Below are 22683 nucleotides of genomic sequence, written 5' to 3'. Positions count from 1 at the left end.
TTTTAAAACTTCGATTCATTTAGAATGGCTCTGTACATAAAATTTAGCATTATCATAATGGTAGATAATTGTTGAGAAATCGAATGGTTCTCCTGCCGATGTATAAAATATCTCTTCAACACATAACGCCGGATCGCCTGCTTGTAAGCCTAAGTATTCCGCTATTTCAGCGTCTAATTTTATCGCTTTGAAATACTTATCTGAAAAACCAATGCTAATTTTACAGATATCTTTCACATAACTAAATATTGAATGCTCAGCAATTTCTTTATTCAAATATGAAACCAGTTTTTTGCGATAATAAGATTGTTCAAATCCATATATTTCGCCGTCCACATATCGCAAACGCTTGATGTAATAAACGTGTTCATCATCACTACATCTCAGATTTTCTTTTACTTTTTTGTCTGGTTCAATAACATCTACGTTAAATACTTGCGATGCACCAGGAAGATCATTTAAATCTACACTAAAGCCGTGACTCTCTAGAAAATTGAGATATCCACTTTTTTTAGGCTGTCTGACAAAAATACCACTACCTTGTATTTGATAGATTACGCCATGGCGTTCAAGTTGATTTAAGGCTTTAATAATGGTTGTCCGACTGACTTGATATTGGTTAATTAACCCTTCAATATTGGGTAATTGGGTATCTTTTGGCAATTTTTGTTGATAAATTGTTCGTTTAATTTTTTCTGCAACATCCTGATATTTTAACATTTATTTCCCTTCTCTGTTTTTTAGATTGGCATATCCCATTTTATACAGGTTATTTTAATATTAAAGCAAACAAATTTAAAATTAGATCTAGATCACAAACAATAAAATTGGTAATTAACAATTTTCAATTTGTCGATAAGATAAGCTAACTGTATTTTTTATAAGGAACTTTAAACAATGTCATCAAAGATTCGAGACTATAATAAGTTGGCTGTTGATATTTTGAATGAGCTGGGTGGTGAAGATAATATTGTCACAGTCGCTCGTTGTGCAACACGTTTACGTTTGGTAACCCAAAAAACACCCGAAAATGCTAAAGAAAATATTGCTAAATTCCCTGGCGTCATAACCGTTGTTGAAAAAGGTGGACAAATTCAGGTGGTGATTGGCACAAATGTCGATAAGGTCTACAATGCTTTTATACAATTAATTAAAACAGATAATAAAGTTGCAAGTTCCGAAAATAAAAATATATTAAATCTTATCATTGCAACTATGTCAGCCGTTTTTGCGCCTTTCGTTTATGTTTTAGCCGCATCGGGAATATTACAAGGGATTCTAATCTTAATTAAATTAGCCTTTCCTGATTTCGGAACGACAGGCACTTACCAAGTATTCAATTTCATTTCGTGGGCACCCTTCGCCTTTTTACCTATTTTTATTGCGATTACAGCATCACAACATTTTCGCTGTAATATTTATATCGCCGTGGCGTGTTGTGCAGCCTTGTTATCACCAACCTGGGCTGAACTGGCTGCACTCATCAAATCAGGACAAGAAGTTAATTTATTTGGTTTGGCATTGTCTGAAACTACTTATACATCTACGGTTTTACCCCCTTTATTCTTAGTTTGGTTGTTATCTTATTTAGAACGATTTTTAGAGCCACGTTTACATAGCATCATCAAACCACTCCTGATGCCTCTTATTTGCTTAGTCATTATGGTTCCGCTTACTTTGCTTGCAATCGGTCCGCTGACTGCAAATGCTGCACATTATATTGCTAATGGGTATAACTGGATTGTTAATCTTGCACCATCTGTGGCAGGTGGATTAATCGGTGCAGTCTGGCAAGTATTTGTTATTTTCGGTGTTCATTGGGGAATCACACCCGTTATCATTGAAAATATTAATCAATACGGTCAAGATTCATTCCAAGCTTTCCAAACAATTGCTGTTATTGGTCAAGTGGGCGCGGCGTTAGGATTCTATATCAAAACCAAAAATAAAGATATGAAAGGGGTCTCTTTATCCGCATTTGTTACCGGTATTTTTGGTATTACTGAACCGGCTATATATGGTGTGAACTTACGTTTTAAAAAACCATTCATTTATGGCTGTGCATGTTCAGCAATAGGCGGAATTGTTGCTGGATTTTTTACACCTTATTACTATACCTATGCCGCTTTGCCGGGTCCATTAACCATAGTTAATGCAATTAATCCTGAACATCCCGGCTCATTTATAGGCGTTTTAATCGGTTCAACAATTGCCTTATTTGGTCCGGTATTATTAATTCAAATTTTAGGTACCGGTGAAACAAAGTCATCGTCAACTGAGCAGATCGAAGATGATACGCCAAATGTTTTACTTGATGAAATTCAAATTACCAGCCCAATGACAGGGAAAGCGCTGCCACTGAGTGAAGTCCCTGATCCTGCCTTCGCGCAAAAGTTAATGGGAGAAGGTATCGCAATTGAGCCAACGGATAATCGCGTTTATGCCCCTGATGATGCGCAAATTACTGCAGTATTTGAGCGTTCAAAGCATGCAATTGGTTTGACCTTAAATAATGGTGTAGAACTATTAATCCATTGTGGTATCGATACAGTTAATTTAACAAATAACGAATTTAATTATCATGTATCATTAAATCAACAAGTTAAAAAAGGTGATTTGCTTATCAGTTTTGATACAGACGCAATTATAAAAGCGGGTTATCCATTAATCACCCCAATTATTATTGTTAATAGTACGCAGTATCAGCAAATCACTTTAACCGATAAAACAGACGTTACAACTCAAGATATCGTATTTGACATTAAGCAATAACAAGGAACACAGATATGAAGCAAAAAAATTTTTTATGGGGTGGTGCATTAGCTGCCCACCAATTTGAAGGCGGTTGGAATGAGGGCGGTAAAGGCCCAAGTGTCGTCGATGTTATGACAGCAGGTGCACACGGTGTGCCAAGACAAATTACGCAAGATATTGAAGCAGGAAAATTTTACCCAAACCATACCGCAATTGATTTTTATCACCATTATAAAGAGGATATTAAACTATTTGCGGATCTAGGACTTAAATGTCTTCGTACTTCGATTGCTTGGACAAGAATTTTCCCTAAAGGCGATGAACTACAACCTAATGAAGAGGGATTACGGTTTTACGATGCGGTATTTGATGAATTAATTGCCAACGGAATTGAACCGGTCATTACCCTATCCCATTTTGAAATTCCTTTGCATATTGCTCGTGAATATGGAGGATTCCGTAATCGTAAAACGGTTGAGTTTTTTGAACGATTTGCGATCACCTGCTTTGAGCGTTATAAAAACAAAGTTAAATACTGGATGACATTTAACGAAATTAACAATCAAATGGATACGAGTAATCCTATTTTCTTTTGGACTAATTCTGGTGTACAAGTCAAAGCAGGCGAAAATCCGCAAGAAGTCCTTTACCAAGTTGCTCATTACGAACTCTTAGCCAGTGCTAAAGCCGTGATCGCGGGTAAAAAAATCAACCCCGATTTTCAAATTGGCTGTATGATTTCTCATGTACCAATCTATCCATACTCATGTAATCCTGAAGATATGATGGCTTCAGAAATTGCAATGCATCAACGATTCTTCTTCCCTGATGTTCATGTCCGAGGTTATTACCCTGCTTATGCATTAAAAGAGTTTGAGCGTGAAGGTTATAAACTTGATATTACGCAAGAAGATTTAGCATGTTTGAAACAAGGCACAGTTGATTACATTGGGTTTAGTTATTACATGTCTACTGTCGTTAAAGCCGATGTCAAAAATGATAACCGTGACAATATCGTCAATGGTGCTTTACCAAATGCGGTTGAAAATCCTTATATTAAAAGCAGTGACTGGGGATGGCCAATTGACCCTGAAGGCTTACGCTATACATTAAACCGTTTATATGATCGCTATCAATTGCCGTTATTTATTGTAGAAAATGGTTTCGGGGCAATTGATCAACTCGAAAATAGTCATCAAATACATGACCAACCTCGAATTGAATATCTCGGTGCACATATCAAAGCAATGTTAACAGCAATGGACTATGACGGGGTCGATGTTATTGGGTATACCGCATGGGGAATTATAGATGTTGTATCCTTTACTACTGGCGAAATGAAAAAACGTTATGGTGTGATCTATGTTGATCGTGATAACGAAGGTAATGGTAGCATGAAACGGTATAAGAAGGATTCCTTTGATTGGTATAAACAAGTCATTCAGACCAACGGTGAAAACTTAAAATAACGACTTAGTTAAGCCAAACTCATTTATGGGGATTTTGTGATATTTCAATCATCCCCATAAATTCAGCTTAACACCTTAGTGCTTTAAATAGCTAAAAAGGGAAGATTAACTGTTTGTCTAATTGTGGATCAATAAGGGTAACATGAAAGCCAATTAACCTAACCCCCCTATCATTTCGTCGTTCTTGCCAAACTTTGTACGCTTGTTCAATCAAATCTTGTTTATCCAACTTTGCCCAGACATGTTCTTGTGTCGTGAGTTGAAAATCATCAAATTTAAATTTTACCCCTTGTCGGGCAATCGATAAATCTGTTCTGACTTTACTTAATCGTTTTTCTAACTCATCATAAAGTGGATCGAGTTGCAGTAAACAGTCATCCCAAGTATGAATATCATCAACCAAAGTACGTTCAACCCCCACTGATTTACGTTGCCTGTCATTACAGACTTCACGCTCATCAATGCCTTGACATCTTTCATAAAGCACTCGACCAAACTTACCAAATTGATTAAGTAATTTGGTTAAATCATACTTCACCACATCTCGACAAGTAAATAACCCTAGTTCAGCCAGTTTTTTTTCGGTGACTTTCCCCACCCCCGGAATCTTTTTAAGAGGGAGTTGCTGTATGAACGAATCAACTTCGTCAGGTGTAATCACATACTGACCGTTAGGCTTGTTCATATCTGAAGCAATTTTAGCTAAAAATTTAAGTGGCGCAACACCAGCTGACGCAGTTAAACCCAGTTCATTAAATATAGCTTGGCGAATGTCTTTGGCAATTAATGTTGCCGAACCATGGCAAAGTTGACAATCAGTCACATCTAAATAAGCTTCATCAAGTGATAAGGCCTCGATTGCTTGGGTATAACGCTGAAAAATTTGATGAATCTGGTTTGAAACTTCTTTATAAACAGCATGTCTACCCGGAATAACTTTAAGATTTGGACACAGTTTTACCGCTTGTGCCATTGACATAGCACTATGAATACCAAATTGTCGAGCAAGATAATTGGCTGTTGCAACAACACCTCTTTTTCGTGGGTCACCCCCAACAGCAATGGGGATATTACGGTATCGAGGGTTGTCCCGCATCTCAACTGCCGCATAAAAACAATCCATGTCAACATGAATGATTTTTCGCATAATCTGAATGATAGTATCTAAAATATAACTGTATAAATATACAATACCATACCTTAAATGCTTGTGCAATCAGGATATCAATTACTTAACCAATTTATCAAAATCCACTAAACCTTTTTTATCATAGGGATCGCCAATCCAACGTATTGATGGTTTAAAGTTAGGATTAACTAAACTTTTTTCAGGCTGATATAAATTGTAACGTAAGCCTGCTAAATCAGACCAAGTATGAATTAAATCTTGTGAGCTAAATTTGCGATCAACGTAAGCTTGATAATCATTAGGATGTGTTTTCAACCAACTTGGTGATTGCCAAAGTATAAAGGGAATGGTATACATCGGTTTGGTTGGTGCTTTTTCATTTCGTCCTAAGACATCATACGGTGGTGTTTGATAAACCTCTTCACCATGATCGGAAAAATACAACATAAAACCGTTATCATGGCTCTGTTTAAAAGTATTAAACAATGTCGTTATTACATAATCATTATAGCTAATTGCATTATCATAGCTGTTGTAGACTTTGGCGTTATCATCGCCAATATTGAATGGAATGCCTGTCTTATCTTGAAAAACATTATATTCACTACTTTTCGGATAACGAAATTCATATTTCATATGCGTACCAAGTAAATGAATAACGATAAATTTCTTTTTAGCGGGATCGGTTAACACCTCTTTAAAAGGCTGAATCACAGCATCATCATATTGTCTGGCACTTTGGTTACGATCGTTATTCATATAATATTGTTTATCTGTTTGCTTAGAAAACATGGTTAACATCGTATTTCGTTTAGTCATTGTTTGTTGATTGGTAATCCAAAATGTTTTATACCCTGCTTGTTTCATAAGATGAATGAGTGAAGGTTGTGTTAAGTATAAATCAGGATGCCGCTCATCGGCGAAAGTCAGGGCTTGTTCTAAAATTTCGATCGTATATGGTCTGGATGAGACAACATCGTTGAAAACCAATAAATTTGGATTTTCTTTTTTAAATTGTTCAATCATCGGGGTGGTATTGCGGTTATAACCATAAATCCCCATTCTTGTACGGGTAGTCGATTCCCCAATGATTAAGACTAATGTTCTTGGTGTCTCTCCATTACTATCTGTTAAATTTTCTAATGAAGGCAAAGATTGCAAATTATTCAAAATATTTTCCATATTAGAAAGTTGTGAACGGTATGCAATATAGCTGCTCATTAATTGCCAAGGTACTGTCGTTTCCATACGGCTTAATAAATGTGCTCCCGCTTTCTCAAAGGAAGTTTTTTTTACCATTACACTGATTGCTAGTGGCATCAAAGCATAAATAGCAATCAATAGTGAAACCATCCACTTAGTTTTATTTTGAACATAAACCGGTTTGACTTGTTTCCAAAGAAATAGAGCCACTAAAATATAGACGACTAATACGGCAATCAATTTAAAACTTAAGTATTGCTGAATATATTCATTAGATTCATTGAAATTTGATTCAGCCATTATAAAAAAAACACTTTGTGAAAACTCCTGCCGATAAATCACAAAATAAGCTAACGAAATTAAAGACAATCCGCCAACTATAATCCCATAAATGGCTGCAATTTTACGAGTATGATTCGGAAAAAATAACACCGGTATGAGCCAAATTAAGCTATAAATAATAGAATCTCTTAACCCAATAAAATTAGAGTGTCCCGACAGAGAAATATAGAGTTGCAAAGCGGATGAAAAATAGGTAAAAAATAATATAATCAAAAATAACGAGGAAAAACTAAATTTCTGATCTTCTTTCAAATTTTGCATAAATATCAATAACGAATCATGATGAATAAGTTTTTATAAGATACATTGGGTAGATTAATAAAACCTTAAGCACTCACATTCGATATTGAAACTAACAAAAGCCAACGGTAATCATTAATGCTATGAAAGCAATATGAAGCATATTTTCAATGAATATACTGCTTAGCTAAAGATTAATTTTAGCGGATTAAATCGACTTCAAGCCTAATAGCTGAGCAACATGTTGATGTTCTGAACAGGTTAACTTTTTGGGTGAATGATTAAAAATAATCTGCCCTTCATCGACAACTAAACATCGTGAAAAATAATACAATGATTCATCCAGATAATGGGACACCATCATTAATGTTAATTCAAATTCTTCACAGATTTGGTTAACTAATTCAAGCATTTCAAAACGTAATGATTGATCCAGCGCTGAAAAAGGCTCATCTAAAAGTAAAATCGGACGATGTTGAATTAGACACCGCGCTAAAGCAACCCGTTGACGTTGACCACCCGATAATTGTTCAGGGTAACGTTGATTAAATCCTGTTAATCCAACTTTTTCTAAAATATCATCAATAATTTGCATTTGTGAAATATTCAGCTTTAAAGAAGGTTTTAATCCTAAAGCGATATTATCTTGAACCGTTAAATGGTCAAACAAATTATTATGTTGAAACAACATAGATACTGGGCGTTTTCCGGGAGTGACATTCGTCATATCTTGATCATCGAGTATTATTTTTCCTGAATCAGGTGAAATAAAACCGGCGATTAAACTCAATAATGAACTTTTACCCGCACCACTTGGCCCAACAATGACGACCCGTTCTTTTGCGGCAATACCAAAATTAAAAAACATTTTAAAATTATCATAATGATAATTAATATGATTGAGTGTGATCATCATCCACCAAAACCAATAAACTAAAAGAGATAATTAATAATATTGCCGCTGTGACACTACCATCTTGATAATGATAATGTGATAGCTGCTCATAGAGGTAATAAGGCAATGTGATGACTGACTGCCCACCAAATAGTGCGATAATGCCAAAATCCCCTAAAGATAAGATAGCCGAAAAAACAAAACTTTTTAACATTAATTTGTTTAATGCTTTATATTCAATCAAATAAAAATGGTTAACCCCGTCAATGCAAAGGGATTGGCTTAATAGCCAATAACGCTTAGTGACATCGAACATGGGGGTAGCCAGACTTTTAATGACAAAAGGTAATGCCATTAAAGCATTACACAATATTAATAAAATGCAGATAAACCAAGTATTACCTGCATACTGATAAAATAATATAAACAGTCCTGACGCTAAAATCATGCTGGGAATCGCTAAAATTAACGAACTGGCTAACATTAATCGATTACTCCACGTTACCTTTTGATAAATGAGCAATCGACTATTTGTCCAAAGAATAAATAGTGCCATTAACAGGGTTACGATGGCTGACCCCAATGCAATGAAAAGTGAAAACAGTGTTGCATGTTGAAAGGTTGGCGTAAACAGTGACAAACGGAAAAAATAAACACCATCAATCACGATATTTATCAAAGGAAGTAAAATAAATAATCCCCCTATAATAATCACGATTGAACTTAGCAAGGCAGCCAATCCAGAAACAGGAAAACGGTAGTTTTGCTTTATAAAGCGCATTGTGACTTGTTTATTATTATTAAACTTTTGCATTATTCCCATAAAACCTACGCAACAAAGCAATTGCAATAAGGAAAGCAAAACCGCTTGAATAAAATCAAAATCACGAATGGATTGATAAATTGCTACTTCAATGGTGGTATATTTGGGGCCACCGCCTAAAGCCAATACAATCGCAAAACTTGAAAAACAGAGCATAAAAATCAGCGAAGCCATAGGCAATATTTGCCGACGAAGATGTGGCCATTCAACCAATCGAAAAAAAGTGTAACCAGAAAAATTCAATTGAGCGGCTAGCTGTTTCTGTTCAACAGGCACACTCATCAGCGTACGGTAAAATAGACAACAAGCATAAGGAAAATTCAAAAATACGTGTGCTAATAAAATTCCTTGTAATCCATAAATTGACCATGAAAATGGCAAGCCGATATATCCAACAAAGATTGACAGTAATCCCTGTTGCCCATAAACGGATAAAAGCCCTGTCACAACAACTAGTGCAGGTAAAATAAACGTCACCGGCATTATTCGCAACAATAGACCTTTACCCCAAAACTCAACCATGGATAAAGCTTTTGCCATTAATATAGCCAAGAAAATAGAAAGACATGTTGATAGTGTGGCTTGATAGACAGTTATCCACAAAATATGTAATAAATAGCTGTCAATATAACTGTTTATCTCACCTGAAGTTATTGCGTAATAACCAATGGATAATAAAGCACTACCCAGTACAACCATTATGCTACTGGCGGCAAGAATACCCGGTATTAACGTTCTAAAATTCAACATGTTAATGTCTATAATTACTTACTGATCGCTGATTGCCACTCACGAATCCAAGCTTTTTGTCCTTTTTCAACTTGCTCAGATCCAAATTCTAACGCCTTAGTGACAGGCTTTATTTGCTGATAAGCCTCAGGTAATGTCGTTTGAATAATCGGGTACATCACATTCTTTTCAGCAATCTGACGTTGTACTTCAGGTAAGAGTAAATACTGTAAAAACTGACGTGCTAACTCGGGTTGCTGACTGTATTTGATTATACCTGCTACTTCAACCTGACGGTAATGTCCTTCATCAAAAATGGCTGCCTCATAGCGATGATCATTTTTCATAATATGAGCAATCGGCGATGTACTGTAGCTTAAAACAAAATCAGCTTCGCCTTTCAAAAACATACCATAAGATTCACTCCAGCCTTTGGTGACGGTTACCGTATTTTTAGCAATCTTTTTCCATACATTGGCAGCATCATCGCCATAGATATTTTTGATCCAAAACAGTAGACCTAGTCCTGGCGTACTGGTTCTTGGGTCTTGATAAATAATTCGCCAATTGGCTTTATTATCAACAAGTTGTTGCATACTATGGGGAGGATTTTTGATTTTATCTTTGTTATAAATAAAAGCAAAATAACCATAATCATAAGGAAGAAAATCATTATCCCACCAATCAGTGTTAAGATTATCAGGTTTAATGATTTGATGAGGAATAACAATATTGGCTAACTTAGCTTGCTGTAAAATGTTATTGTCTAAGCCTAAAATAACATCGGCATTGGTCTTTTTCCCTTCGAGCCGGATCCGATTTAAAATTGATACACCATCCCCTAACGAAATGATATCCAACTGACAATCACACTCCGCTTCAAAACCTTGCTTAATGGCCTCACCTGGGCCCCACTCAGACATAAAAGAATTGTAACTATAAACGGTTAAAGTTGGCTTAGCATTGGCGGTATCAATCAAGAAAAAAGCTGAAAAAACAAAAAACAAAAGAAGATTCTTACGAAACATTTTGCCTCCAAAATAGTAAATAAAAGACAAAAGGTTTGAGCAGACACAATAACTCAAATCCCTCCGCTGGCATGATCCAGTTCAGGTTCGACGGGTTATGTTAACCAACATTCTCAGCCATTTGGGCACCCCGTTGAGAACGATAAATAGTTTAGTGTTTACCTCATTAATTGTAAACAGTTGTAATTGCGATAGCATGAATAATAACAAGCAAGTTTAATCACTGTTAAGGTAAAAAGGTAACGAATTAATGCTCCAAAATTAGATAATTTTAAAGCGATTTTAATTGTCTCTTATTATGATTATTACCTAAGTTTAATCACTGTTTAACGGATTGAGTATTCAAGAAATTCAAATAAAAATAAGTTATTAATTAAAAAAATAGTAGATGTTACTCAATTGCTTTGTATATAATAAAAACGTCAGTTATTTGATTTTTATTAAAGGATTAATTATGTCTCAATCTTTCAAGAGCCCTCGCTGGATGCGTGATTTAAATCGCTATCTAAATTCAAAACCTCAATTCGTTTTATCCGGAAACATTCATGATCGACAACAATCGAAAATTGATACTGAAACCATCATTTCCGAAACATTAGTCTTGTCGATTTATCGAATATTAAAAAATGCAAAATTTAATCACGTCTTATTGTGGAATTCAGCTGTTGGATTCGAAGAAATTCAAACACCAGACTTACCCGCAATTAAAAGCGATACGTTGTTTAAACGCCTAAGATTAAATGCTGTTCCCAAAAAAGATTCCGCAAAAATAAATCATTTAAGTAACACGTTAGATCAACTAGTCAGCTATGATCAACAGCCTGTTGCGTTGATAATTGATTATGAATCACATTTGTCTAAAAATCGTCATAATATGAGTTTTAGTGAGCATCAACTTTTTGCGCGTTCTTTAGCACTTTCACAACTTGAATACCCAAAACCTAAAGGTTCAAACGATCGGTTATTTATAAATACCATTATTTGGCTAGTTGAAAAAGAAAGTAATTTACCCGATTGGTTACTCATTAATAACCCTAAGATTCGTCATATTCCTGTGACAGCATCCAGTTAAGCAATCCGTAAAAATATAAATGATGAATAACTAGAGTAGCTCGTTTTTTAAAAGATCATCGCACAAAGCCAGTTTACTTAAGAGGTCATAATGAATTTAAAATAGATTGATATTGATTTAATATAGATAAATTAAAAACCAATAAGAGTTTTCGGGCTTTTTTTGAATTGTATATTTAACAAAATAATAGATGCCATTTGCTAACCCAAATCGGGCTAAAATGCGTGTTTTCTATCGACTGTATTAAAATTAATCTTTATAAATAATCATTGTCATTCTACAATTCAATATAAATAAAAATGATAAAAATAACATCAACATTGAGTTGAATATAAGGAATACAAAATGGAGTTAGAGCGTCACTGTGGTCATTGCCAAACTGAACGATTCGATAATGAAATGCTAAGTAAGCAAATGATCGATGATAAAACATATCATTATGACCTATTATCCGTTTCATTCAAAAATTCTATTGATACAAAACCATTAAAAAAATTTCAATTGATTAGTGAAACTATGCCTATTAAAGAGCATAAATCTAAACTAGGGTTATGGCAATTATCTATACGCGCCAATAATGTTCGCTTACGTGCATCAAATTTACAAATCAAATTGGATGAAAACCGACTAAAAACACTTCAATTAGCCTGTTCTAAAAACCAATTAATGGCAATGTGGACTAAACGCTCATCTTTCTTTCCTGATGCCAATAATCTTGGATTATTATCATTAATGGAACGTAACAATATTAGTGAAGATGATCTAATCATTTTACTCAGTGCACAAGAAGATCAATTTAAAACGGCAAATAACGTCATCAATGAATGTAAACAATTAGCCAATGATTATGATATTGATATATTAAGCGATGAAGAGTTAGCAAATTATTTTAAGCAACCTAGATTAAGACTATATCAACTATTGGATGAGCGAATAGAAGGATTTGCCGAACTGGGTCATGAAGAGCTCAATCAGTGGACACAACAGTATCGTTTTGAAAAACGTATACCATTTTGTCGGCTCTTGGTTTTATTGAGCATTCCTAATGAACATTGGATTAAACCGCCGTTAAAAAAATACTCATCTCGAATTATCGATTTCTTTCATAAAAAAGTATCAATGAGTATCTTGCAAGGCCCGTTAGTTAGGATGAACCTAGGTCGTTTTACACCACGTATTGATCTTAACTTATTAGGAACCGCATCTTTACCGTCAAATAAACTACTTGATCATATTCTTGCTCGACAACCTCGTCAGCAACAAATCGATATTAAAGCCGTATTCGAAACGAATGAACTTCTTGAAATTAAATTACGCAACTTATTTCGGGCAACCACTATTTATCAACGGGATACGGGCATTGACAGTCTTTATATGGGCTTTCCTTTTTTAGTTTATCAAGAAACCAGTGGCAATCGGTTACCCAGAATAGCACCATTATTACTTTGGCCCATAAAAATGAATGACGATATAGCATCAATGAAACGACTTACACTCGCCTTTGATCGTCAACGAGAAGAAATAAGAATCAATCCCGCACTTAAAGGGATTTTGGGCAAAACACTTTTTAATCAATGGAAACATGTTTTTGATGACTTATTATTACGTTCAACGTTAAATACCCTTGAGGTTATGAATGAATTAAAGTCGTTAGGACAAATTTTGTCGAGTCAAATCGATGATTTACCAACATCCTTTGAACCAGAAAAAGGTAAAATCTACTTTGCTTGTTCCGCTGTGTTATTTGATGCCAACTTTATAGGACAATCAATTGGTGAAGAACTTAGTCAATTAAAAAAACTCGACTACGACAACACAGCACTTGAAACCGCACTAAAACTGAAATCCAATTCTCAAATCGATGAGCAAATTGAAAAACCAGACGTACAAAATTGTTTTTTTTCGGTTGCCAGTGACCCAAGCCAAGAAAACGCTGTTTTACAAGCACGATTAGCGCCCGGTTTGTTAATTGAAGGCCCACCAGGAACCGGAAAAAGTCAAACCATTGTTAATATGGTTGGCGACGCAATTGGACGCCATAAAACGGTACTGATTGTTTGTCAAAAAAAAGCGGCCCTTGAAGTTGTTCATAAGCGTTTAACTGCCGAAGGCCTTGATACGCGCAGTATAATGATTAACGATATTAATGCTGATCGATCCAAATTGATCAATAGTATTCGTCAACAGCTTGATTTGCTGGACAAAAACCTGCCTTCAGATGACTACATTAAAGCGCGCATCAAACTGGCAAAAACAGTAACAAAACTGGAAGCACAGCTCGATCAATATGATGAGGCATTATATACTCAACAGACCCACTTTGGTTTAAGTTATCGGGAGTTAATCGCTGATTTAATCACGATTGCCAACAATCCACCCAAATTAACCGTACCGGAATTAGGCAAAGTATTTCAGAATCTTGATGTCAAACAACTATCAATGATTAAAAATCAGTGTTCACCCTTACTTTCACTGTGGTTACCGGCAAAATTTGAACATAGTCCATTATCAGAATTAACAGAATTTTCAAATGATCCAATTACGATAAATTTATTTAATCAATCACTGACTCAATTTATTCAAGTTGAGCACGTTAGAACAGCAAATCTTGATAACCAACCTATCCAATTTGATGTTGATGATCCCCTCCCTCATCAACAGTGGCTTAAAAAAGAGAGTGAAGCTTTTTTAAATATCACGGAAAATCTTCGGGAACGACTATTAAAATGGTTACCCTTGTTCAAAATTCAAAATATCCAAACCGGTAACTTAGAAGGTAATAGACTCATCAATGGGTTAAAATTTTTGCAAGATCAGCTATCTTATTTAAACTCAGATGGTTGGTGCCACCTGTCTCAAAAATTATGTTATTTAGAGCCAAAGATACTAGAAGATTTACTGAGTAAAGCAAGAAAACTCATTACCCCTAATGCTTGGTACAAATGCCTGAGTTTGCAACGCTATTTAGCAAAAAAAGGACTTTTTAACTTTTTAGCTATGCACGGTGAGGAAGCAAACATTAACCGCATTCCAATGCTTTATGAGTCGCTATTATTAGAGTCTGAATATCGGCCAATTCGCAAAACGTTACTGAGTATCTTTGTTGATTTGCAATTACCTCAACACAATTTAACGCTTAATCTTGATAACACTCAATACTTGATCGAGGAAACATTATCGGAACTTGAAGAAGTCAAAGCATGGGCTGATAAAATTCACCAAGCACCTTATAGTCAGTATGTGGAGCAATCATTATTGAAAAGTAGCGACGCTTTTCAAGATTTAATTAATGAATACGAAGCGGCCTTTGTTCGTTATCAATATCGTCAAGATTCAGAACAACATTTATCCTTGCTCAATCAATTTTTAAATGAAAACCTGTATCAAAACTGTTTACAGGCGATTGTTAAAAATCAACCAACACCTTCAACTATTGACGCTATTTACCATGTTTTACCTTCATTAAAAGCGTATCAATCATTTCGTAAAGAAGCGATTCAATTATCTGAAACTGCACTTGAAGTATTGGCAAAACTAAGACCTTTTGAATCCGAACTAGCCTTATTAAGTCCAGAAAATCAACAATATCAATTCAGACAACTATTGGATTATGAAGCTAAAACGATTTGGAAATTGTACATCGAACAAGAAAACCCGATATTACAGATTGATCAGCAAGTTATCAATCAAACCATTGAACAGCTAAAATCTTACGACGAACAGCTGCATCAACTGAATAAACAGTTACTACTTAATAATATAAAATGTAATCAGATAGCTGATCCCAAAAGGTGGGAAGGAATAACAAGGCTAACAGGTCAACGCGCCAAACGATTACGTGAATTCATCGAGCAAGGTATACCGCTTGGATTAATGTACTTAAGACCAATTTGGTTAATAAATCCCGACACCGCAAGTCGCTTATTGCCATTAAAAGCGGGATTATTTGATTTGGTCATCTATGACGAAGCCTCACAAATGCCCATTGAATACGCTATACCTACTCTTTATCGGGGCAAAATTGCCATAGTCAGTGGTGATGATAAACAGATGCCACCCACTACATTTTTTGGTGTACAAACAGACGCTGACATAGACGAAGAGGCTGATGATGATACTATTCAAGCACTATCAGAAGAAGTTAACGAAAATCCTCTACTCAATCGTTGGAATTTAAAAGAAATTATGGATTGTCCGGATTTATTACAACTTTCTCGCACTGTGTTGCCAACAACTTATTTACAAATTCATTACCGTTCCGCTTATCGTGAGCTGATTAACTATTCCAATACCGCTTTTTACCATAGCCAACTAAACGTACCTGTCAGACATTCAGCTAATATCATTAAGCAAATCAAACCACTTGAATATATTTGGGTAAATGGTCTATATGAAGATCAACGCAATTATAGTGAAGCAATAAAAGTTGTTGAAATGGTCGATAACATTTGGAAAAAAGATGCGACTCATCGTCCATCCATAGGCGTTGTAACCTTTAACAAAAAGCAGGCAGATCTGATTGAAAAATGTTTTTATGAAAAAGCCAATTTAGATAAAAAATTTTCAGACATTTTTGAACAAGAAAATCAACGATTCGATCAGGGTGAAGATGTATCAATTTTTATCAAAAATGTTGAAAATGTGCAGGGCGATGAACGTGATGTTATCATCTTTTCAACGACATTTGGTCGTAATAAACAAGGTATTTTCAGGCGAAATTTTGGCATACTAGGGCAACAAGGTGGCGAAAGGCGCTTAAATGTAGCAATCACCCGAGCTCGCCAAAAAGTCATTTTGATCTCATCAATGCCTATTGAAGATGTTTCTGATGCGCTAGCCAATAAACGTGCTCCAACATCCCCTCGTGATTACCTACAATACTATTTAGCTTATTCTAAAGCATTATCTGAAGGTAATTTTACTTTTGCTGAATCATTACTTAACCTGATCGAACAGGCACATAAGCAATCTGATTTGCCAATACCAACACAACACGATGACGGACTGCTTGACGATGTAGAAACTTTTATTCGTTCGCTCAATTTATCCTATAGCCGCCACTCAGGCAGTGGCGTATTTACATTAGATTTTACGATTGAAGATCCGAGCACTAAACTTTATTGTATTGGCATTGAGTGCGATGCGCCAATTCACCCGTTATTATCCAATGCACGATATAGAAACATTTGGCGACAATCGGTATTATCTAGAACCATTCCGCATATATTTCGCCTATCTTCACGTAACTGGTATGAAAATAATGATCATGAAAAGCAACGACTACAACATTATATTGAAAATATATTGGGAACAAAGATCAAGCACACACTCAACGACTAGAATGTCAATCAAATTTTGACTCTGTTTATCACCAAATTGATCGATTAACATCGGTCATTTTTGTCAATCATGCTTTTGATTGAAAAATACCCTAATAGGAAATCAAAACCCTGTTAAACTAAAGTAAACGACATCATCTGAGCCGTGACAAGTGTTTACTTTATCGGTATTATATTGGGCATTTATGATAATTGATTAGGTTTAGTGTGAATATTCAACAATTACTAACTCAACGTGTTTCGCAAGCAATGATAATGGCCGGTGCTGATAATAACTGTGATGCCTTAATTAAACAATCAGCTAAAGTACAATTTGGCGATTATCAAGCTAATGGCATCATGGCAACCGCCAAAAAACTAGGAATGCCACCAAGAGCGTTGGCGGAAAAGGTTTTACAACATCTAGATATTGATGACATTGCCGAAAAAGTCGAAATTGCTGGCCCCGGTTTTATTAACATCTTTTTAAAAAATAGTTGGATTGCTCAACAAAATGAAGTTGCACTGAGTAGCGATAAACTGAATATTACCTTACCTGCAAAAGCACAAACGATTGTTGTAGACTACTCAGCACCGAATGTTGCCAAAGAGATGCATGTCGGTCATTTACGTTCAACAATCATCGGGGATGCCACTGTACGAGTTTTAACTTTTCTTGGTCATAATGTTATCCGTGCTAACCATGTCGGTGACTGGGGAACACAATTTGGGATGCTCATTGCTTATCTGGAAAAAATGCAAAATGAACATGCTAATGATATGCAACTATCCGATCTGGAATCGTTTTATCGAGCAGCAAAAAAACATTACGATGAAGACGAAGTTTTTGCTGAAAAAGCACGTAATTATGTTGTAAAACTGCAAGGTGGTGATGAATATTGTCGTGAAATGTGGCGAAAATTGGTCGATATTACCATGACGCAAAATATTGCGACTTACAAACGGTTAAATGTCACACTTTCCGTTGAAGACACCATGGGCGAAAGCATTTATAACAAAATGTTACCCGGCATTGTGGCAGATTTAAAACATAAAAAATTAGCGGTAGAAAGCGAAGGGGCAATCGTTGTATTTTTAGATGAATACAAAAATAAAGAAGGCGAACCAATGGGCGTGATTATTCAAAAACGCGACGGCGGTTACCTTTATGCAACAACCGATATCGCCTGTGCCAAATATCGTTATGAAACACTACATGCCGATCGCATACTTTATTATACCGACTCACGTCAGCATCAGCATTTAGAACAAGTTTGGACAATTGTACATAAAGCCAAATATGTGCCTGATTCTTTAAAACTCGAACACCATATGTTTGGTATGATGTTAGGAAAAGACGGTAAACCGTTTAAAACACGATCAGGTGATACGGTTAAATTAAATGATCTTTTAGATGAAGCGACTGAACGGGCAAAAGTCTTAATTCAAAGTAAAAATCCAGAACTCACTGAACAAGAGTTAGCACAAGTCGTCGATGCCGTTGCAATTGGTGCGGTTAAATACGCTGATCTTTCTAAAAATCGTACCACTGATTATGTTTTTGATTGGGACAATATGCTTTCTTTTGAAGGTAATACGGCACCCTACTTACAATATGCTTATACTCGTGTGTTATCGGTATTTAGAAAATCCAATATTTCAGAAGATGACTTATCGGGAAGTATTATTTTAGAAACAGAAAAAGAACGCGCATTAGCCACTCGACTAATTCAATTTGATGAAACTATTTCAGTGTTAGCAAATGAAGGCACGCCTCACGTGCTTTGTGCTTATCTTTATGACATTGCAACGCTTTTTTCAAGTTTTTACGAAAACTGCCCTATTTTAACAGCTGAAAATGAAAACCTAAAATTAAGTCGCTTAAAACTGGCTTCTTTGACAGCTAAAACACTGAAAGTAGGATTAGATATGTTAGGCATAAAAACCGTTGAAAAAATGTAATTTCAACAAAATAGATGCCTGATGTTATAACGCCATTCATCACTTTATTAAATCGGTTGTCAACAAAAGTTTTGGCAACCGATTGACCTGATTAAACTGCTCCAAACTTTATCGCATCCGCGTTATTAATATAATATTTCTTGACCAATTTTCTTTCTCACACAATTTGGTTAATCGCTTGTTCGGTTTAATCTTATAACACAGGTTTCACAATACAAATTTCGAGTTTTTCGCAATGCTCTTTAGCAAATGCGGCGAATTCAATAAAATGTGGTGTATGATTGTGCAAATCAATTGCTTGTTTCGAAGCCCATGTTTCAATGACGACATAAACATCGAGATCATCGATGCTTTGATTAAGTTCATAACGAATACATCCCGCTTCTTTACGGCTTGCTTCAACAAGTTTTTTAAAAAGCGTTTGAAAAGCGGCATGATTTTCTGACTTGATTTTTAGCGTAGCAACAATATTTAACTGGCTCATAATAACCTCTTATCTTAGGCAAACTTTATCAACTTTATACTAACTTAGGTTGTTTTAACATCAATAAAAAAGCATTATGGAAAATCTCATTTTTTTGACAATCGCTTATTGATAAAAATTAATCCGTTATCCTAATCATGTTACCCAAAATAAAACCAAAATTGTTAATGACCATCAAATGATGACAAGAAAATCTAAAAAATAATACTTTAACCATATCATTTATTTGCATATTTTCACTGTTAAAACGCTTGATCTTAATCAAGATAGGTTTAGAATTTCTGCTACTAAATAACCTGCTAGAGTCTTTAAACTATGAAGCCATGTGAATCAACAATCCAGATTTTAAACATTGTTGGTTCTATTTTTAATCCTCCTTTATGGAGGATTTTTTTTAGCTGTTATTTTTGAATTTTTAAACCAACTTTAGGTAATTTATTTGTAGAGGCATATTATGACAGACAACAAAAAGATGTTATTAACCAGTCGAGATCAAAGTTTAAAAGCATTTTTAATGAACAAAATCAAGCAAAATGGCGGTTGGGTTAATGCACATATGCACGCTGATCGTGCTTTTACAATTACCGTTGACAGTTTTGATGTGTACCAAAAACAGACATTGATTGAAAAATGGGATACGTTAGACAAAGTCAAAGCCGCCATGACCGAAGAAGACTATTATCGTCATTTTAGTATGGCTGTTGAACGAATGATTGAACAAGGTGTTAGTGCCATGGGCTCATTTGTGGATATTGACCCTATCGCTGAAGAACGTGCAATCAAAGGCGCATTACGAGCACGAGAAACCTATAAAAACGATATCACCATTAAACTGGTGAATCAGACCTTAAAAGGCGTGATTGATAAAGAGGCCCGCTATTGGTTTGATAAAGGAGCCGATCTTGTCGATATTATTGGTGGCTTACCTCGCCGTGATGAACGTGATCATGGTGAAGGTATGGGACTTAAACATCTGGATGTATTAATGCAAACGGGCAAATCTTTAGGCAAAATGGTGCATGTTCATGTAGATCAATTTAATTCATCCGATGAGATAGAAACAGAGCAATTAACAGATAAAACCTTAGAACATGCAATGCATGGTCGTGTAGTGGCAATTCATAGTATTTCAATTACTGCCCATAGCTTAGAATATCGTCAAAAATTATACCAAAAAATGAAAGAAGCCCAAATGATGGTGATTGCCTGCCCGTTTGCGTGGATTGACAGTCCAAGGCGTGAAGAACAAGGCCCAACCCGTAACTCCTTAACCCCTGTTGATGAATTAGCCGCAGCAGGAATTCCTGTTGCGATTGGTACTGATAATGTCAGTGATTATATGCTCCCCTTTTCAACGGGTAATATGTGGGAAGAGCTAAAACTGCTTGTAACCGGATGTCGATATACCGATTTAGATAATGTGGTTAACGTCGCCACTCGGAATGGACGTAAAGTGCTGGGACTTGAGTAATTAACGCAAAACGTTATAAACCAAGTTTTTAAAGCAAACTATTCCCTTTAAAGATTAAAAATCCCAACAACGCTGAAATTGTAGGGATTTTTACTATTACTGAACAGCGTCAATGATTAACGACGCTTTAATATTGATAAAAAATTAAGATCCAGCTCGATAATTTGGTGGCTCTTTGGTTATTAGCACATCGTGAACATGGCTTTCTTTCATGCCAGCGCCGGTTATTCGATAGAATTTAGATTGCGTTCTTAACTCATCGATAGTGGCACAGCCAGTTAATCCCATACAAGAACGTAATCCTCCCATTTGTTGGTGAATGATTTCTTTTAATGGGCCTTTATAGGCAATACGGCCTTCAATACCTTCAGGAACTAATTTATCAGCGGCATTATCAGATTGGAAATAACGATCAGATGAACCTTTCGCCATTGCGCCAAGTGATCCCATACCTCGATAAGATTTATAAGCTCGACCTTGATATAATTCGATTTCACCAGGGGCTTCTTCTGTTCCAGCAAACATTGAGCCAACCATAACACATGATGCACCTGCGGCAATGGCTTTAGCAATGTCACCCGAAAAACGAATACCACCATCAGCAATAACAGGAATATTATGTCGTTGAGCCATTTCAACTGCATCCATAATGGCACTAATTTGTGGCACACCAACACCTGTCACAATACGCGTAGTACAGATAGAACCTGGACCAATACCGACTTTAACTGCATTTACCCCTGCATCGATTAATGCTTTTGCACCTTCCGCAGTAGCAATATTCCCCCCAATAATTTGTAATTCCGGATACGCCTGCCTTGTCTGACGAATACGCTCTAATACACCTTCTGAATGTCCATGAGATGAGTCAATCAATAAAACATCAACACCTGCTTCAACCAATGCCGCAATCCGTTCTTCATTGCCTGCACCAGCGCCCACCGCTGCCCCTACGCGCAAACGCCCTTTTTCATCTTTGCAAGCATGTGGTTTTTGTTCTGCTTTATTGTAGTCCTTAACCGTTATCATTCCTTTAAGGTGAAATTTGGAATCAACAACTAACACTTTTTCAACACGGTGTTCATGCATTTTTTTCAGCACAATTTCACGTTGTTCGCCCTCTTTTACCGTAACAAGTCGTTCTTTTGGTGTCATGACTGCCGTTACCGGTAACGATAAATCAGTCGCAAAACGAACATCTCGAGCGGTAATAATCCCGACTAACTCTTGAGATTGAGTAACCACAGGGAAACCGGCAAAACCATATTCTTTAGCAAGTTCGATAACATCTCGAATCGTGGCAGTAGGTAAAACGGTCACGGGATCTTGGACGATACCGCTTTCATGCTTTTTCACCCTTTTTACATGGTTAGCCTGAGCTTCGATTGACATATTTTTATGGATAAAACCAATTCCGCCTTCTTGCGCAAGGGCGATGGCTAAATCGGATTCAGTCACCGTATCCATTGCAGCTGACAGCATCGGAATATTGAGTTTAATTGTTTGGGTTAGCTGAGTAGAAATAACAGCAGTGTTGGGTAATACCGTGGAGTGGGCAGGAACTAATAACACATCATCAAATGTAAGTGCTTCTTTAACTATACGAGACATGACAATATTCACCATTGAGTTGAATTGTTGATAAAATATTGCCGATGTATTCTACTGACTTTTGCGATAAAAGACCAGCGGTATTTTGATTCTTGAAATAGTTTGAACAGTTATCCTTCTTATTATTTCATCAAAAATAATTATATCTCATAC

Annotated in this window: 14 protein-coding genes and 1 riboswitch; of the genes, 6 read left to right on the top strand and 8 right to left on the bottom strand. The window is 35.9% G+C overall.

What is annotated here, in order from left to right; all coding sequences use genetic code 11:
• Positions 1-15: 15 nt before the first annotated feature.
• Entirely contained in the window at positions 16-720 is a 705-nt protein-coding gene (locus J3U36_RS10360) for a GntR family transcriptional regulator (RefSeq protein WP_267359312.1), read from the bottom strand.
• 177 nt (positions 721-897) lie between these two features.
• Here J3U36_RS10360 and J3U36_RS10355 point away from each other — a divergent pair, with 177 nt between their 5' ends.
• Both J3U36_RS10355 and J3U36_RS10350 read left to right on the top strand, forming a co-directional pair.
• Positions 898-2772: a glucose PTS transporter subunit IIA gene (locus tag J3U36_RS10355; RefSeq protein WP_267377836.1), complete on the top strand. Its 1875-nt coding sequence runs from the start codon at positions 898-900 to the stop codon at positions 2770-2772.
• Positions 2773-2786: 14 nt separating this feature from the next.
• Complete coding sequence (locus tag J3U36_RS10350) at positions 2787-4223, top strand: 6-phospho-beta-glucosidase (protein WP_267377834.1); 1437 nt, start codon at positions 2787-2789, stop codon at positions 4221-4223.
• Between the two features lie 91 nt (positions 4224-4314).
• Here the strand turns inward: J3U36_RS10350 and dinB are convergent, their stop codons facing one another.
• The 5 genes from dinB to thiB form a co-directional block, all read right to left on the bottom strand.
• Positions 4315-5370 carry a DNA polymerase IV gene (gene dinB / locus J3U36_RS10345; RefSeq protein ID WP_267352172.1) on the bottom strand — a complete coding sequence of 352 codons (1056 nt, stop codon included), beginning with the start codon at positions 5368-5370 and terminating at the stop codon, positions 4315-4317.
• Positions 5371-5451: 81 nt separating this feature from the next.
• Positions 5452-7158, bottom strand: coding sequence for a phosphoethanolamine transferase CptA (gene cptA, locus J3U36_RS10340; protein ID WP_267377832.1), 1707 nt, complete (start codon positions 7156-7158; stop codon positions 5452-5454).
• A 187-nt stretch (positions 7159-7345) separates the two neighbouring features.
• Positions 7346-8005, bottom strand: coding sequence for a thiamine ABC transporter ATP-binding protein (gene thiQ / locus J3U36_RS10335; protein ID WP_267352174.1), 660 nt, complete (start codon positions 8003-8005; stop codon positions 7346-7348).
• A 22-nt stretch (positions 8006-8027) separates the two neighbouring features.
• Positions 8028-9605 (bottom strand): thiamine/thiamine pyrophosphate ABC transporter permease, encoded by a 1578-nt coding sequence (gene thiP, locus J3U36_RS10330; protein WP_267377829.1) that lies wholly within the window; start codon positions 9603-9605, stop codon positions 8028-8030.
• Between the two features lie 14 nt (positions 9606-9619).
• Positions 9620-10612: a thiamine ABC transporter substrate binding subunit gene (thiB, locus tag J3U36_RS10325; protein WP_267377827.1), complete on the bottom strand. Its 993-nt coding sequence runs from the start codon at positions 10610-10612 to the stop codon at positions 9620-9622.
• A 40-nt stretch (positions 10613-10652) separates the two neighbouring features.
• A riboswitch (TPP riboswitch) is annotated at positions 10653-10755 on the bottom strand.
• A gap of 311 nt (positions 10756-11066) precedes the next feature.
• On the opposite strand from thiB, the gene J3U36_RS10320 reads away from it, so the two are divergent.
• From J3U36_RS10320 to argS, 3 genes are all read left to right on the top strand, one after another.
• Positions 11067-11684, top strand: coding sequence for a hypothetical protein (locus J3U36_RS10320; RefSeq protein WP_267359300.1), 618 nt, complete (start codon positions 11067-11069; stop codon positions 11682-11684).
• Between the two features lie 345 nt (positions 11685-12029).
• Complete coding sequence (locus J3U36_RS10315; RefSeq protein ID WP_267377825.1) at positions 12030-17024, top strand: AAA domain-containing protein; 4995 nt, start codon at positions 12030-12032, stop codon at positions 17022-17024.
• A gap of 206 nt (positions 17025-17230) precedes the next feature.
• Entirely contained in the window at positions 17231-18964 is a 1734-nt protein-coding gene (gene argS, locus J3U36_RS10310) for an arginine--tRNA ligase (RefSeq protein ID WP_267352179.1), read from the top strand.
• A gap of 193 nt (positions 18965-19157) precedes the next feature.
• Here the strand turns inward: argS and J3U36_RS10305 are convergent, their stop codons facing one another.
• Positions 19158-19448 carry a putative quinol monooxygenase gene (locus J3U36_RS10305; protein WP_267377823.1) on the bottom strand — a complete coding sequence of 97 codons (291 nt, stop codon included), beginning with the start codon at positions 19446-19448 and terminating at the stop codon, positions 19158-19160.
• A gap of 454 nt (positions 19449-19902) precedes the next feature.
• Here J3U36_RS10305 and J3U36_RS10300 point away from each other — a divergent pair, with 454 nt between their 5' ends.
• A complete protein-coding gene (locus J3U36_RS10300) occupies positions 19903-20919 on the top strand; it encodes an amidohydrolase family protein (RefSeq protein ID WP_267377822.1) in 1017 nt (338 codons plus the stop codon).
• A 144-nt stretch (positions 20920-21063) separates the two neighbouring features.
• Here the strand turns inward: J3U36_RS10300 and guaB are convergent, their stop codons facing one another.
• A complete protein-coding gene (gene guaB, locus J3U36_RS10295) occupies positions 21064-22530 on the bottom strand; it encodes an IMP dehydrogenase (RefSeq protein WP_220215297.1) in 1467 nt (488 codons plus the stop codon).
• Positions 22531-22683: the final 153 nt, after the last annotated feature.

The organism is Gilliamella sp. B3817 (genome assembly GCF_026536705.1).
GTDB lineage: Bacteria > Pseudomonadota > Gammaproteobacteria > Enterobacterales > Orbaceae > Gilliamella > Gilliamella apicola_I.
Note: the sequence above shows the minus strand (reverse complement) of the source record. Positions and strands in the feature narration are given on the sequence as shown.

Excerpts from the sequence above, each read along its gene's own strand:
- dinB (WP_267352172.1), bottom strand. The coding sequence starts at position 5,370 with ATGCGAAAAATCATTCATGTTGACATGGATTGTTTTTATGCGGCAGTT.
- J3U36_RS10320 (WP_267359300.1), top strand. The coding sequence starts at position 11,067 with ATGTCTCAATCTTTCAAGAGCCCTCGCTGGATGCGTGATTTAAATCGC.
- J3U36_RS10315 (WP_267377825.1), top strand. The coding sequence starts at position 12,030 with ATGGAGTTAGAGCGTCACTGTGGTCATTGCCAAACTGAACGATTCGAT.
- thiB (WP_267377827.1), bottom strand. The coding sequence starts at position 10,612 with ATGTTTCGTAAGAATCTTCTTTTGTTTTTTGTTTTTTCAGCTTTTTTC.
- thiQ (WP_267352174.1), bottom strand. The coding sequence starts at position 8,005 with ATGTTTTTTAATTTTGGTATTGCCGCAAAAGAACGGGTCGTCATTGTT.
- J3U36_RS10360 (WP_267359312.1), bottom strand. The coding sequence starts at position 720 with ATGTTAAAATATCAGGATGTTGCAGAAAAAATTAAACGAACAATTTAT.
- J3U36_RS10305 (WP_267377823.1), bottom strand. The coding sequence starts at position 19,448 with ATGAGCCAGTTAAATATTGTTGCTACGCTAAAAATCAAGTCAGAAAAT.
- J3U36_RS10350 (WP_267377834.1), top strand. The coding sequence starts at position 2,787 with ATGAAGCAAAAAAATTTTTTATGGGGTGGTGCATTAGCTGCCCACCAA.
- cptA (WP_267377832.1), bottom strand. The coding sequence starts at position 7,158 with ATGCAAAATTTGAAAGAAGATCAGAAATTTAGTTTTTCCTCGTTATTT.
- J3U36_RS10300 (WP_267377822.1), top strand. The coding sequence starts at position 19,903 with ATGACAGACAACAAAAAGATGTTATTAACCAGTCGAGATCAAAGTTTA.
- guaB (WP_220215297.1), bottom strand. The coding sequence starts at position 22,530 with ATGTCTCGTATAGTTAAAGAAGCACTTACATTTGATGATGTGTTATTA.
- J3U36_RS10355 (WP_267377836.1), top strand. The coding sequence starts at position 898 with ATGTCATCAAAGATTCGAGACTATAATAAGTTGGCTGTTGATATTTTG.
- thiP (WP_267377829.1), bottom strand. The coding sequence starts at position 9,605 with ATGTTGAATTTTAGAACGTTAATACCGGGTATTCTTGCCGCCAGTAGC.